15 protein-coding genes, 1 tRNA gene and 1 rRNA gene are annotated in these 13,000 nt (G+C 44.5%); all 17 read right to left on the bottom strand.

Annotated elements, in window-relative coordinates; genetic code table 11:
• Nucleotides 1–58: 58 nt before the first annotated feature.
• Nucleotides 59–343 (bottom strand): preprotein translocase subunit YajC, encoded by a 285-nt coding sequence (gene yajC / locus GT1_RS07375; protein ID WP_188398151.1) that lies wholly within the window; start codon nt 341–343, stop codon nt 59–61.
• Between the two features lie 63 nt (nt 344–406).
• Nucleotides 407–1,516 (bottom strand): tRNA guanosine(34) transglycosylase Tgt, encoded by a 1,110-nt coding sequence (gene tgt / locus GT1_RS07380; RefSeq protein ID WP_188398152.1) that lies wholly within the window; start codon nt 1,514–1,516, stop codon nt 407–409.
• A 41-nt stretch (nt 1,517–1,557) separates the two neighbouring features.
• Entirely contained in the window at nt 1,558–2,577 is a 1,020-nt protein-coding gene (queA, locus tag GT1_RS07385) for a tRNA preQ1(34) S-adenosylmethionine ribosyltransferase-isomerase QueA (RefSeq protein ID WP_188398153.1), read from the bottom strand.
• Nucleotides 2,578–2,595: 18 nt separating this feature from the next.
• Complete coding sequence (locus GT1_RS07390) at nt 2,596–3,864, bottom strand: SpoIID/LytB domain-containing protein (protein ID WP_223226102.1); 1,269 nt, start codon at nt 3,862–3,864, stop codon at nt 2,596–2,598.
• A gap of 58 nt (nt 3,865–3,922) precedes the next feature.
• Nucleotides 3,923–4,150: a DUF2905 domain-containing protein gene (locus GT1_RS07395; protein WP_188398155.1), complete on the bottom strand. Its 228-nt coding sequence runs from the start codon at nt 4,148–4,150 to the stop codon at nt 3,923–3,925.
• Nucleotides 4,150–4,704, bottom strand: coding sequence for an epoxyqueuosine reductase QueH (locus GT1_RS07400; RefSeq protein WP_188398156.1), 555 nt, complete (start codon nt 4,702–4,704; stop codon nt 4,150–4,152). Before GT1_RS07400 ends, GT1_RS07395 begins: the two co-directional genes overlap by 1 nt.
• 12 nt (nt 4,705–4,716) lie before the next feature.
• Complete coding sequence (gene ruvB / locus GT1_RS07405; RefSeq protein WP_188398157.1) at nt 4,717–5,739, bottom strand: Holliday junction branch migration DNA helicase RuvB; 1,023 nt, start codon at nt 5,737–5,739, stop codon at nt 4,717–4,719.
• 19 nt (nt 5,740–5,758) lie between these two features.
• On the bottom strand, nt 5,759–6,382 hold the full coding sequence (gene ruvA, locus GT1_RS07410) for a Holliday junction branch migration protein RuvA (RefSeq protein ID WP_188398158.1): 624 nt from the start codon (nt 6,380–6,382) through the stop codon (nt 5,759–5,761).
• Entirely contained in the window at nt 6,366–6,872 is a 507-nt protein-coding gene (ruvC, locus tag GT1_RS07415) for a crossover junction endodeoxyribonuclease RuvC (protein WP_075755544.1), read from the bottom strand. Before ruvC ends, ruvA begins: the two co-directional genes overlap by 17 nt.
• Nucleotides 6,873–6,956: 84 nt before the next feature.
• Complete coding sequence (locus GT1_RS07420) at nt 6,957–7,571, bottom strand: BofC C-terminal domain-containing protein (protein ID WP_188398159.1); 615 nt, start codon at nt 7,569–7,571, stop codon at nt 6,957–6,959.
• Nucleotides 7,572–7,743: 172 nt separating this feature from the next.
• Nucleotides 7,744–8,481, bottom strand: a complete 738-nt coding sequence (locus GT1_RS07425) for a YebC/PmpR family DNA-binding transcriptional regulator (RefSeq protein WP_188398160.1) — start codon at nt 8,479–8,481, stop codon at nt 7,744–7,746.
• Nucleotides 8,482–8,555: 74 nt separating this feature from the next.
• Entirely contained in the window at nt 8,556–9,707 is a 1,152-nt protein-coding gene (locus GT1_RS07430) for a SpoIIE family protein phosphatase (protein ID WP_188398161.1), read from the bottom strand.
• Entirely contained in the window at nt 9,707–11,425 is a 1,719-nt protein-coding gene (locus GT1_RS07435; RefSeq protein WP_188398185.1) for a [Fe-Fe] hydrogenase large subunit C-terminal domain-containing protein, read from the bottom strand. Before GT1_RS07435 ends, GT1_RS07430 begins: the two co-directional genes overlap by 1 nt.
• On the bottom strand, nt 11,421–11,672 hold the full coding sequence (locus tag GT1_RS07440; RefSeq protein WP_188398162.1) for a (2Fe-2S) ferredoxin domain-containing protein: 252 nt from the start codon (nt 11,670–11,672) through the stop codon (nt 11,421–11,423). The genes GT1_RS07435 and GT1_RS07440 overlap by 5 nt, the downstream gene beginning before the upstream one ends.
• Before the next feature lie 154 nt (nt 11,673–11,826).
• Nucleotides 11,827–12,303 carry a GNAT family N-acetyltransferase gene (locus tag GT1_RS07445; RefSeq protein WP_188398163.1) on the bottom strand — a complete coding sequence of 159 codons (477 nt, stop codon included), beginning with the start codon at nt 12,301–12,303 and terminating at the stop codon, nt 11,827–11,829.
• A 228-nt stretch (nt 12,304–12,531) separates the two neighbouring features.
• A tRNA-Ala gene (locus GT1_RS07450) sits at nt 12,532–12,607 on the bottom strand.
• A 323-nt stretch (nt 12,608–12,930) separates the two neighbouring features.
• Nucleotides 12,931–13,000: ribosomal RNA gene (locus GT1_RS07455) — 16S ribosomal RNA — on the bottom strand; the annotation flags it as partial.

The raw sequence follows: 13,000 nt of genomic DNA on the forward strand, positions 1-13,000 counted from the left end.
AGAAAAGACTTGGCTTTTCACCAAGTCCTCCGGACGACATTCGTAATCAGGCAACAGTTTACTCTTTAGGTTGACTTTGCAACTGGCCTACTGCAGTACGCGATATCTCGACTTCTACTTTATCGGCAATTTTTATAGTTACGGTTTTTTCACTTAGTGCCGTGATCGTACCGTATATTCCACCGATTGTTACAACTCGCGCACCTTTCTTCAAATTATCCAAAAGTTCTTTGCGGCGCTGTTGTTCTTTTTTTTGCGGACGGTACAGTAAAAAATAGAATATTACGCCCATCAATACAATCGGCCATGAGGCCTGAATGGCCTGCATTATTTCTGGAGTCATGCATTAATCACCTCCTGTTGTTTATTAGCAGTATATTCCACACATTTAGCGTAAATCCTTTTATTATTTGTGATAATAAGCCCAAAACTCTTCTCTGAACTCCAAAAAACGCTCATCAAGAATGGATTGGCGCATTTCTTTCATAAAATTCACCAGGAAATGCAGATTATGGGTAGTGGTCAATCGCAAGCCAAAGATCTCTTCTGTCTTTAACAAGTGCCTGATATAAGCGCGTGAAAAATTCCGGCAGGTATAGCAATTGCAATCCTGATCGATAGGCCGGAAATCTCTGGCAAATTCAGCATTTTTGACAACAAGCCTGCCTCTGTTTGTCATGACAGTCCCATTGCGTGCCACCCTTGTCGGGAAAACGCAGTCAAACATATCAATACCATACATTACGCCTTCCAATAAACAATCAGGCGTGCCTACTCCCATTAAATAACGCGGCTTATTCTGTGGCAGTAAAGGCACAGTATGCTCCAGCATCTCATACATCAGCGGTTTGGGTTCACCCACACTAAGACCACCGATTGCATAACCGGGGAAATCCAGGGAAACCAGGTCCCGGGCACTCATAGTCCGGAGATCTTTGTACATACCGCCCTGAACGATACCAAACAAGGCTTGATCCTTGCGGGTGTGGGCTTTTCTACAGCGTTCGGCCCAGCGGGTTGTCCGTTCGGTAGACTGGCGGGCATATTCATGTTCTGCCGGATAGGGCACACATTCGTCAAATGCCATAATGATATCAGCCCCCAAAGCCATTTGGACTTCGGTGGCTTTTTCCGGTGATAAAAAATGCTTGGAGCCGTCAATATGTGAGCGGAAAGTAACCCCATCCTCGGTAATTTTGCGCAGCGGTCCCAGACTAAACACCTGAAACCCGCCACTGTCAGTTAAAATCGCCCGATCCCACTGCATAAACTTATGAAGACCGCCGGCTTCGGCAACCAAATCATGACCTGGCCGCAAATATAAATGATAAGTATTACTTAAAATTATTCCTGCCCCCATGGCCTTTAACTCATCAGGGGACATAGCCTTTACGGTGGCCTGTGTGCCTACAGGCATAAAAATGGGTGTGTCAAATACGCCGTGCGGTGTATGTATCCGGCCCGCCCTCGCCCCAGTTTTGGAACAGCGTTTGATTAGTTCATATGTAATGGCCAATAACTGCACCTCCATAGTCAATTAATAAAATAGACTTAGCTTTATCGGATGAACATGGCATCGCCAAAGCTGAAAAACCGGTAGCGTTTATCCACCGCTTCCCGATAGGCGTCAAAAATAAACTCCCGGCCAGCCAGAGCGCTGATTAGCATTAATAATGTGGATTTTGGCAGATGAAAATTTGTAATAAGAGCTTTAACAATTTTGAACTCATGGCCTGGATAAATAAATATCTCAGTCCAACCGCTTTTGGCTTCTAAGCAGCCGCTGCTCCCGGCCGATTCCAGGGTACGGACGGCTGTGGTGCCCACCGCAATAACCCGGTTGCCTGCCGCAAGGGTTTTATTTACAATCTCGGCGGTTGCCGGTGGCACAGAGTAATACTCGCGGTGCATAACATGCTCGTTTATATTCTCCGCCACTACCGGCCGGAAGGTTCCCAGTCCGACGTGCAAGGTAATATAAGCTAAATTAACCCCCATATTTGCAATAGTTTCCATGAGTTCACGGGTAAAATGAAGCCCGGCGGTGGGGGCCGCAGCCGATCCCCGTTCCCGGGCATATACCGTTTGGTAACGTTCCTGGTCCGACAACTGAACTTTAATATAAGGCGGCAAGGGGGTTTCCCCTAACACATCTAAAATCTCTTCAAAAATTCCCTGATAAGTAAATCTGACAATCCGGCCGCCAAAATCGGTGGTATCCAGCACTTCGCAGCGCAGATTTTCGCCAAATTCAATGACGGTTCCCGGTCTGGCCCGTTTACCGGGTTTAACCAGAACCTCCCAATCATCTTTTGTCGTCCGGCTTAACAAAAAAACTTCCACTTTGCCGCCGGTTTCCGGTTTAATGCCCAGCAGCCGGGCAGGTATTACCCGGGTATCATTAAAAACCAGGGTATCCCCTGGTTGTAGAAGTTGCGGCAGATTATAAAAAGCATTGTGAGTAATCGTGCCTGTCTTTCTGTCAAGCACCAGCAGCCGGGAATGGTCCCGTGGCTCAACCGGCTGCTGGGCTATTAGTTCTTCGGGTAAATAATAATCGAAATCCGAAACCAGCATGTAACCCCTCTTTATGGCCTATATGTAGGCTTTTTTTATTTCTACACCTTGGTAGTAGTGTTTCAATATCTCTTTAAAATATTCGGTATTGCCCGGTGATGCCTTTTCCGCCATAGCTTTAGCCCCCCACTGCGACAAGCCTAAGCCATGTCCCCAGCCAGAGCCGTTAATAATCACAAAATCGGCTGATTCACCGGCAACCGGGCGAATACTGCTCTGCGACAGCTGTGTCCGCACACTCTTTTTGCCGGCAAAAACCGGCTGAGCTGCTGCGGTAGTAATATCAAATAAAGTGCTTTTCAAGTCTAACATGGTTCTCATTTTTGCACCCGTTATCTGTACACTGCCTTTAGTACCTAACAAACGAACATGCTTAACCCGTCCGGATACGCCGCGGTCATTACTGGCAGCCGGTGGATTACCCAGTGGCGACAATTCAATGGCCTGAAGACGGCCAATATTGTAACCGGCTCTACTGACAGCTTGATTAAGTTCGGCAATTGTCAGCTTTTTTTCCCATTTAAAATACGGGCAATCCTGGTCGAAGTCAGCTACCCCTTTTAGATAGGGCAGCGGTGAGGACCAGACATTTTCACTGTTCTCAGTATGTCCCCCCGAACTGCTGTGAAAATAGGCGGTTATTAATTTACCGCTATGAAATAGTACTAAGCCTCTTGTCGCATCTACCGCTTCCAGGGCTCTGGGAGTTTCACTTTCAAGCCCGCCATACACCTGGCAATCGGTAGTGGCACATACATCAAAGCCATCGGCTTTATGTTTATTGCTACTGGCCAGCGCATAGGTACGCGCAGCCACCGCCTGTGCCTTGACTGCTTCCATTGCCCATTCGGGTGATATTTCATGCTTGATGATTCCATACACATACTCTTCTACCGGCAGGGTATTAACAACAGTCATGCCGGATTTACCGGCAGGGCGAAGAATACTGATATCGCCACGATACCGGCGGTTATTAACATGTGCATACTGCTTAATGGAAACCATAACATCCTTGTTTTTAAGGACAACATGGATGCTGTTAGCGGCAACCGGCATCCCATTGATGGAAAAACCATTACCTTTATCACTAATTGTTACTTTTTCATAAGCGCGAAAACTTTTTACGGTTTTATTCGTTCCGGCGTTGACAAGCTCGAAATTAGCGTCAGCAGTGATTTGCACACTTTGCTGCCCGGTCAAAATTCCCACACGCAGACTGGGTTCTTTCGGCCATAACGCTGGCTCAGTCTCCCGGGCTTGCCCCGTTACAGGCAAAAATAATAGCATAAAAAAAACCAGCAGTAACCATTGTAGCATATGTTTACGCACGCGCATACCTCCGGTACTATTTTCTTGTGATCAAATTTAAAATTATTGTGAGAACAATACTGATAATAATAGAAGTAACAATCGGAAAATGGAAACTAAAGTTCCCCCGCTCCAGATGGATATCGCCTGGCAATCGGCCTAAACTAAGGAATTTCCCACCAAAATGGAAGATAGCTCCGGCAATTAACAAAATTACGCCAAATAGCATCATCAGCTTGCCAAATGAGTCAAATCCTCCAGGCATCAGTTCTGTCCTTTCCGCGGTTTGCAATACCGGTCTTTTTCACTAAAGATACAGCCACAATAAGGCTGACGGTACATTTCAAGTTCTCTGCTTTTCTGTACTCCTTCCTGCCAGCCTGGACGAAAGTCGATATAAGAAAATTTGATGCCATGCTCAATTGCCGCAGCTTCACCTGCTGCTTTTATCAATTCATGCTGCTGATAAGGACTGACCAGCAAAGTAGTGCTAAAACAGTCATAACCATGCTCCCTGGCATAGCGCGCCGTTTGCTGCATCCTGAGGTCATAGCAATTACGGCAGCGGCCGCCGGGAGCAGTGAGTGCCTGTTGTAAAAACTCCTCTAAGGTATACCTGTCATCAATAATTAAGTGCTCCAGACCAATTTTTGCGGCAAAAGCTTTTAAGGTATCAAGGCGCCGGACAAATTCTTTGTACGGATGAATATTAGGATTGTAAAAATAGCCGGTTATTTCGTATTCCGGGTATGCTTCCTGCAAATGTTTAAGCGGAAAGACCGAACACGGACCACAGCATACGTGTAACAGCATGCGCATTCAATAAATCACCTACCACAATTTTTCTTGGGTTTCAGCTTTATCCTTGTAAGATATGTTGAGATGGGCATAGGCTGCAGGAGTGGCTACCCGCCCACGCGGCGTCCGGGCGATAAAGCCCATCTGCAGCAAAAATGGCTCATACACATCTTCAATGGTCTCTGTTTCTTCACTTATAGAGGCAGCCAATGTATCAAGGCCAACCGGGCCACCGTTAAACTTTCTGATGATGGCATCCAGCATATTCCTGTCAGTTTTGTCCAGGCCCTGTTTGTCAATTTCTAACAGTTCCAGCGCCTTATCGGCGATGGCGTCTGTAATGACACCATCACTTGTTACCTGGGCAAAATCCCGTACCCTTTTTAACAGGCGGTTGGCAATTCGCGGCGTACCGCGTGACCGTCTGGCAATCTCTAAAGCACCGCGGGGCTCAATAGCAACGTTAAGTATCTCAGCCGCTCTATTTACAATACATACCAGATGTTCTGTTTCATAATATTCCAGGCGGCAAATGACACCAAACCGGTCCCGCAGCGGCGCGGCTAAGGCGCCGGCCTTAGTTGTCGCCCCCACTAGCGTGAATTTAGGCAAATCCAGACGAATGGAACGCGCAGACGGACCTTTACCGATAATAATGTCAAGCGCATAGTCTTCCATTGCCGAATACAGTACTTCTTCCACCGCCCGGGACAAACGATGAATTTCATCAATGAATAATACATCCTTTTCGCCCAAATTGGTCAGCAGTGACGCCAAATCACCAGGCCGCTCAATCGCCGGACCTGAAGTAATCCGGAAATTGACACCAAGTTCATTGGCGACAATCCCGGCTAATGTAGTTTTCCCCAACCCAGGCGGTCCATATAATAATACATGATCAAGCGCCTCTCCCCGGGCCATTGCTGCCTGCACAAAAATGGACAGGTTATTCTTTACCTGGTCTTGTCCGATATATTCAATCAAACGGCGCGGCCGCAGGCTATACTGCCAAGAATCAACCTCTTGCTCGTCTGATGCCAAAACACGTTCTTCCACCAGTTAGCTCTCCTCCCAGTTACCTCCGGCCAAATTCCTTCAACGCAAACCGAATCAATTGTTCTAATGACAGCGCCGACTGCGCCTTACCCTCACGTTCATATATTTTCTTAATAACCGGTGTTATTTCGGCATGATTATACCCCAGAGCGGCAAGCGCTTGTACAGCCTCCTGCATAATATCTCCTTCGGGGCTTGTACCGGCTGCCGGCTGTCCGGCAATGGCTGGATCAAAATCGGTGCTGATACCCATTTTATCTTTCAACTCTAAAATGATTCTTTCTGCTGTTTTCTTGCCAACACCCGGTAATTTAGTCAGCATAGCGGCATTATTGGTACTGACAGCAGACCGGAAATTTTGCGGTGTAATGGTTGACAAAACACCGGCAGCCACTTTAGGCCCAATTCCTGATACAGAAATAAGGCTTAAAAATAGTTCATATTCTTCCTGGGTATAAAACCCGTGCAAGGTCAGCGCATCCTCGCGCACATTAAGGTAGGTAAATAAGGTTGACGGCTGCCCGACAGCCAGTTTCTGCCTGGTCGAATTGGGGATAAAAACCCGATAGCCGACTCCCTGTACATCAATAAAACAATTATCAGTAAAAAGATGTGTTACTATACCTTTAACATAACCTATCATGCGATACCCTCATCCTATTTATACTCCCACAATGTGCGGTACATACAGCCACAGCCAGAGCATCGGCGGCATCATCAGGATGCGGCTTTTTCGGCAAATTCAATAATCTTTGAGTCATATAAATAACCTGTTCTTTTGTTGCCTTGCCATAACCGGTTACTGCCTGTTTTACCTGCAATGGCGTAAACTCGGCCAGTTTGAGATCATTCTGGGCTGCAGCCAGCAGTACTACACCTCTGGCTTGTCCCACAGCCATAACTGTCCGGACATTTTTATTCATAAATAGTAGTTCTACACCCATAATAGCAGGCTTATACTGTTTAATCAGGAAATCAATTTCCTGATGAATTTTTTTTAGCCGCATTGCCGCTTCCATATCTGGTGTTGTTTCGATAACTCCATACGTTAGTGCTTTTAATCTGCTTCCCTGTGCTTCGACCAAACCATAACCACATATAGCTGTGCCGGGGTCGATTCCCAATACTATCATTTGCTGCCCCCTTTTTCCAGTTTCATTCGACAACTTTAAGCCGTTTTCCTGTTTTAAAAAGTAAAAAGAGAGGTTTCCCTCTCTTTAACGTGCCTGCATACCTTCTAAAGTTCTGAGCAGCTCTTCTTTGGACTGCACAACCAAGCCCTGTCTTAATTCCTGTACATCCTGCGGCATCAAAGCATTAATAGGTATCTTCGTTACTTCTTTGACCAGGGCCTTAGGGCCGGGGACTCCATAGAAAACGGTCACATAACCATCTTTGATGCCAATAAACATATTATTGGCATGCTCCCGGCACAAGCTGTCCACCTGCAGCCTCATTTCAATTTCTTTAGTATCGAATTTTTCTATAGACCAGCCTGAATAGATTTTTTGTACTTGATTAAAAGTAAGGCCAACTAAATTATCAGGTGGCTTGGTTCGAAATACCTCTTCGTCTTTGCACTTGGTATAAATTATTTTTTGCACAATATCGGTATTGGCTGAAATTTTAATTTTTCCATCCTGTTTAACAGCCTCGGTCTCTTGTTGTGGGATAGGCAGCTTACCGTCTTCGCCGGCCTGAAAAGCATAATAACCAACACCGGACAATAATAAAATTAGGCCGCCGATTAATACAGGCTTTACGGGGATAAGTTTGCCATACACCTTTACCTGGTGGAATGAAGAAAGTTTCGCAATAAATTTAGACCACATACTGACAACACTCCTTTCTCTAGTGTCGTCAGTATTTTTCCCAAATTATACAAAAAATATACTAGTTTTCCAAATAAATAAGCAAAAGCGTCATGCTGGTCTTGCCATCTTATTCAAACCAACGTCCTATTGCCTGTCAGGCCAAAAAACAAAGCAGGCCGAAGCCTGCTGACTACTCTTCCATATCCTCCGGAATATCAAAATTAGTATACACTTCCTGAATATCGTCGTGATCTTCCAATGCTTCCAGGAGTTTCATCATTTTAACTGCTTCATCGCCGGATAAGCTGGAGATAGTTTCCGGTACCATAGTGACCCGGGCAACAATTGTTTTTATATTATTTTTATCCAGTTCTTCTTGTACTTGTTCAAAATCTTCAGGATCGGTAGTTATTTCAAACTGGTCGTCAACTGCTTCAAAATCTTCAGCACCGGCGTCCAGCACCATCAGCATTAATTTTTCTTCCTCTATACCCTCTTGTTCAACAGCAAATACGCCTTTTTGCTTAAACATCCAGGAAACACAGCCGGTCTCTCCGAGGTTGCCGCCATATTTAGAAAATAAATGCCGTACATCGGCAGCAGTTCGGTTTCGATTATCTGTCATGGCTTCCACGATGATAGCAACACCACCGGGGCCATAACCTTCATATTTGATTTCTTCGTAATTGCTGCCTTCAAGTGTACCCGAACCTTTTTGAATAGCCCGTTGGATATTCTCTTTTGGTATATTATTTTCTCTTGCTTTTTGCAATGCCAACTTTAGACGCATATTACCTGTTGGATCAGACCCACCCATTCGTACTGCAATCGTAATCTCACGGCTAATTTTGGTAGTAACCTTGCCCCGCACAGCATCCATTTTGCCTTTTTTGTGTTTAATATTGGCCCATTTTGAATGTCCCGACATTGTAATACTCCTCTCAGACTATGTGAATCGCCAATATTGTAACATAATAGGAGGTAGTTGGCAAAGTACATTTTTTAAATCCACTCAATACTGACTGCTTTGCCTTTTTCTTGCAGTACGCTGTTTAGTTTAGTTAACACCTGGGCCTTAAGATTCATCTGCAAAGGAAAGTAAGGGTTCTGGTGCGCCGGATTAACAGCTAAACCGGCAAAAACTCTAATTTTATCTGCATTATTAAATAGCTTGGCAAGTAAGGTAGCTCCATCTCGTTTAGTAGAACTGCGTAAGTTCTTAGTATTGCTCAAACGATCAACAGCTGCATTTAAAGTTAAAATTCCTTCTGTTACCAGATCAATCCCCTCAAGGTAACCGATCGGTGGAATTTGCGGATCATAGCAGGTTAAATCCATTTTAAGCGGACAGTTCGTTATCCTGCTTACGATTTGAGCAGTAGTCCCGCCTGCAACCACCTTTTTTCCCGGTGCCGAAAGCAGCTGCCGGACAAGCTGTTCATCGAGAGCCGCATCGGCCGGCGGTCCTGTAAATACAGTTAGTTGCTGTGGATACCGCATTTTAACGACCAAGCTTGTTGAATCATCGCCCGGACATCCCATATAGTACCCCTCGCAACAATTTATCAAATGCTGCCCGATGGTTTCAGCATCACTACTCTCGTTACACTCATCTGCCAGTTGAGCAGCTACCCCTGTCCAACCCCACCCCAGCTTAAGCAGGCCGCCGATACCGGCATGCAGAACTCCATCCGTTACTGCCACTAATATATCATCTTCCTGGAGACACAGTTCCCCTTCGCGGATAATTTTGCCGCTTACTAGCTTTTCTTTAGTCGGGAACTCGATTACCTTGCCACGGCGCACTAAAAAAGTAGACGGACAGTCAAATTCGACCACTGTGGTTTGACCGTCAGGACTAATTTTTATGATATGCAATGTCGAATAGGCTATTTTTCGCTGCCGGCAGACCGGCAGTGTTTCCGCAACGGTGTTCACAACATCTTCAAGCGCGATGCCGCGTTTAAGCATAACGGAGGCAATTTTTGTGGTTAAAGTAGCTAATATATTTGCCTTGACACCGCTGCCCAGGCCGTCAGACATTACAATAATTGTTGATTCAGGTGTCCTGACAATATCTACATTATCGCCGCATAATTCTTCACCGTTTTTGGATAATTGGGCTATTCCTACCTCGGCATGAAGGTTTTGCATCAGGCTTCCCCCTTGCCTTTGATCAGCATAATCAACTCTAACAAAGCTGACTTAGTTTCGGCGGTTGTTTCACCCAAAAGGCCTGCAATCTCTTGGGCAACATGCATTTGTTTATTTATGATATCTGTCGCTTTTTCCACAGTCTCCAGTTTCATCTGCTGCAATTCGCGATTTCTTAGTTCATGGGCAGTTATATCTGTAATTATAGCAATAATCAGTCCATGCTCCGGAACAGGTATAATCATTTGCTCGGTAACAATATCATATAATGGATACTCAACTCGTTTGCCTACAATTTTATGACCAAATTTTGCCGCTGCAATGAAATCAGAGCAATTAAACAGCTCTGTAAGATTCATACCTTTATATATCTCTTTGATCTTGCCAAACATACGTGTAACAGCCGGATTGAATTCCTTAATAATCATTTTTTCATTAACTGCAATAATGGCATTTAATGAATTCTCAACAATAATGTTAGCAAAGGATTCCGCTTTCGAACGCATATAGGGTACACACATATCAAGCTCGGCATGTCCCTGAAATACTGCAATGGCTTTAGCCCGGCAGGTGTCATAACCGCAGGCACTGCAATTTTTTTCATCCTGGACAGTAAATTTCCCAGTTTGTTTGAGAATTTCTGTGATTTCCTCTTCTGTCGGGATAACCGCATTAATGGTTTTGGACTGATAAGAGCGGGATAAATCCAGTGTATTGTCGGCACCATAATGGCATTTATCTGTACAGCCCGCTTGGGTATATGTCAAGACTTTGTTCCTCTTGGTCTGCATAAATTGACGAATCCCCATAGCAGGACCGCCGATACAGCCTCCGGAACAGGCCAGAGCCTCAACAAATCGCGGGGAGAACTCCTGGTTGATTAATCCCTCAAATACTTCCATGCATTTTTCAATACCATCTACAGTAATGATTTCTGCATCAGTCAGTCCCACAAAAGGCATAACTATGCCACCTGCTACAGGAAAACAGCGACCGGCGCTCATTGATGCAAGTGATGATTGTTCCCGTGCCCCTGCCTGCATTATAGTTGGATTCTTAAACGGCGAAGACAGCCAGTTTTTTAGCTCTTCAAAAGTTATTACGGCATCAACCATTGAGTTTGCGCCACTGCCTTCTCCAATTTTAGCTATACATGGTCCGGCAAAAACAACAAAAGTATCCTGACCGTATTGTTTTTTAATCAGTTTGGCATGAGCCAGCATCGGTGATATGACTGGCACCAGGTTATCTATTAATTGCGGATAATATCTTTCAATAATATTTATAATAACCGGACAGCATGACGAGATTACGGTAGCATCCGGTAGTCCCTGAGAACTAGGCTGCATGTATGTCCCATAAATTTCAGAAATCATGGTGGCAGCTACGGCAGTTTCAGCCACACTATGAATTCCGGCACCAGTCAGCGCTTGTATAAGCTCCTCCCGGGCAATTTCAGGAAAAGCCGCCACATAGGATGGGGCTAAGCTGATCACAACTCTTTGACCTTTTTCCAGAGCTGTTTGTAAGCGCTGGATTTGATTATCCACTTGTTTGGCTTTCTGTGGACATTCCACAACACATCGCCCACACAAAATACACCTTTCTTCTATAATATGAGCATGACCTTTTCTAATCCCTATTGCTTTAACAGGACATGACCGTACACAACGGAAGCAATCCTGGCAATTTACTTTATGCGTAATAATAGTGTTAATTTCCTTTACCTCCTAACACTTTTTCCATAAAAATGCCGTACACCTTTTCCTTGGCAACATTAGTTATAATCTCATCGTTTAATTTAATAACCACACCTTCAGTACATTTACCCTGACAAAAATTGCCTTCGACATCTATCTCACTTTGAATCTGATACTTATCTATCAGTGCTCTAAAAGTATTTAGTACACTATACGCGCCGCGCAAATGGCAGGCACTACCAAAACAAATGGATAATTTAAGCATAAATACACCTCAGAATTTTTTTCGTGAAATAATTCACTTTTATTTTTATATTATACCGCAACCCATTCTACTTTTAAGCACAGTTAAGCATATAAATTCAACGAAACTGCATCTCAGGTTACAGCAATTTATCTTGTTGTCTAACGGATAAAAACTATTTATGAAAAAGGACTGAAGGTTTATTATCCAAACACTTCTGCAACAGCAAACTATTTGCGGTTTCCTCATACCCAAGTCGATGATAAAACTGATGAGCCTCTGTTCTCGTAATATTCGAATACAGTCTGATTCTTAAACAGCCTTTAGCCTGCGCCCACAACTCCGCTTTTTCCATTAACATCCTGCCAATACCGGCTTTACGGTAATCGCTACTCACCACAAGACCCAAAACTATGGCTGTTTTTTTCGTAATCAAAGTTCTATAGATTGATACATGCACCCAGCCAATAACCATTTTGTCTTCAGTCTCAGCTATAAACAGCTTATTTGTCTCATCATTTTCCAAACAAGAAAATGTTTCCTTAATTTCCTCGATAGTGACTTTATAGCCTAATTCCGCGGCCAAATCCGGCAAAGCCCCTAAATCAGCTTCAGAAATTTCACGGCAAAAATACATAACAATACTCCTCATTTCTAAAATAAGAAAAATCACTGATGCAGCCTACATAGCGTCAACACTACTGAGGCACGGGCGGACGCTATGAATAAGCGCGGAGATTAAAGCGCCGGCGGCGCAGTGTTGTATGATGGCCGCCTGGGCCGGGTTTTGTGTCGGCACGCAAAACTTGTAAATTTTGTTAAATCAAAAAAGGCTACCTCTCATAGATTTAAAAGTCTATTTGAGACAACCTTCCTTTTCTGGTGGAGATAAGCGGGATCGAACCGCTGGCCTCTTGAATGCCATTCAAGCGCTCTCCCAGCTGAGCTATATCCCCATATTGTTTCAGGAATACTTATATTATCACAATCACTCATGTATTTCAATAAACAACTTTGGCTAATTAGCATTCCCTCAAAACCAAACAATGTAAGAGTTATCATCTGCCAAATGTACCGACCTGGAATTAGAGCTCGCTTGTTAGCTGTAGGATGTTCTTCACTATCGTTCAGAACTAAGCGATTCGCTCCAATCCGCCTTCACCTCTCGGCTCGACTTCTTGGGCTCTCTGCTTATCGCCTACCGCTCAGAACTAAGCGATTCACTCAGGTTTCCGCGTCGCTTTCGCTCCTAAAAACCTGGTTCTCTGCTTATCCCTAGAAAGGAGGTGATCCAGCCGCACCTTCCGATACGGCTACCTTGTTACGACTTCACCCCAATCATCGACCCC

Source organism: Sporomusa sp. GT1 (assembly GCF_014634905.1).
GTDB classification, from domain to species: domain Bacteria; phylum Bacillota; class Negativicutes; order Sporomusales; family Sporomusaceae; genus Sporomusa; species Sporomusa sphaeroides.

Bases quoted from the DNA above. Each gene is read 5' to 3' on its own strand.
- GT1_RS07400 (WP_188398156.1), bottom strand. From the start codon at position 4,704: ATGCGCATGCTGTTACACGTATGCTGTGGTCCGTGTTCGGTCTTTCCG.
- GT1_RS07390 (WP_223226102.1), bottom strand. From the start codon at position 3,864: ATGCTATTATTTTTGCCTGTAACGGGGCAAGCCCGGGAGACTGAGCCA.
- yajC (WP_188398151.1), bottom strand. From the start codon at position 343: ATGACTCCAGAAATAATGCAGGCCATTCAGGCCTCATGGCCGATTGTA.
- queA (WP_188398153.1), bottom strand. From the start codon at position 2,577: ATGCTGGTTTCGGATTTCGATTATTATTTACCCGAAGAACTAATAGCC.
- GT1_RS07430 (WP_188398161.1), bottom strand. From the start codon at position 9,707: ATGCAAAACCTTCATGCCGAGGTAGGAATAGCCCAATTATCCAAAAAC.
- GT1_RS07395 (WP_188398155.1), bottom strand. From the start codon at position 4,150: ATGCCTGGAGGATTTGACTCATTTGGCAAGCTGATGATGCTATTTGGC.
- GT1_RS07440 (WP_188398162.1), bottom strand. From the start codon at position 11,672: ATGCTTAAATTATCCATTTGTTTTGGTAGTGCCTGCCATTTGCGCGGC.
- ruvC (WP_075755544.1), bottom strand. From the start codon at position 6,872: ATGATAGTATTGGGAATCGACCCCGGCACAGCTATATGTGGTTATGGT.
- GT1_RS07420 (WP_188398159.1), bottom strand. From the start codon at position 7,571: ATGTGGTCTAAATTTATTGCGAAACTTTCTTCATTCCACCAGGTAAAG.
- GT1_RS07425 (WP_188398160.1), bottom strand. From the start codon at position 8,481: ATGTCGGGACATTCAAAATGGGCCAATATTAAACACAAAAAAGGCAAA.
- GT1_RS07445 (WP_188398163.1), bottom strand. From the start codon at position 12,303: ATGAGGAGTATTGTTATGTATTTTTGCCGTGAAATTTCTGAAGCTGAT.
- ruvA (WP_188398158.1), bottom strand. From the start codon at position 6,382: ATGATAGGTTATGTTAAAGGTATAGTAACACATCTTTTTACTGATAAT.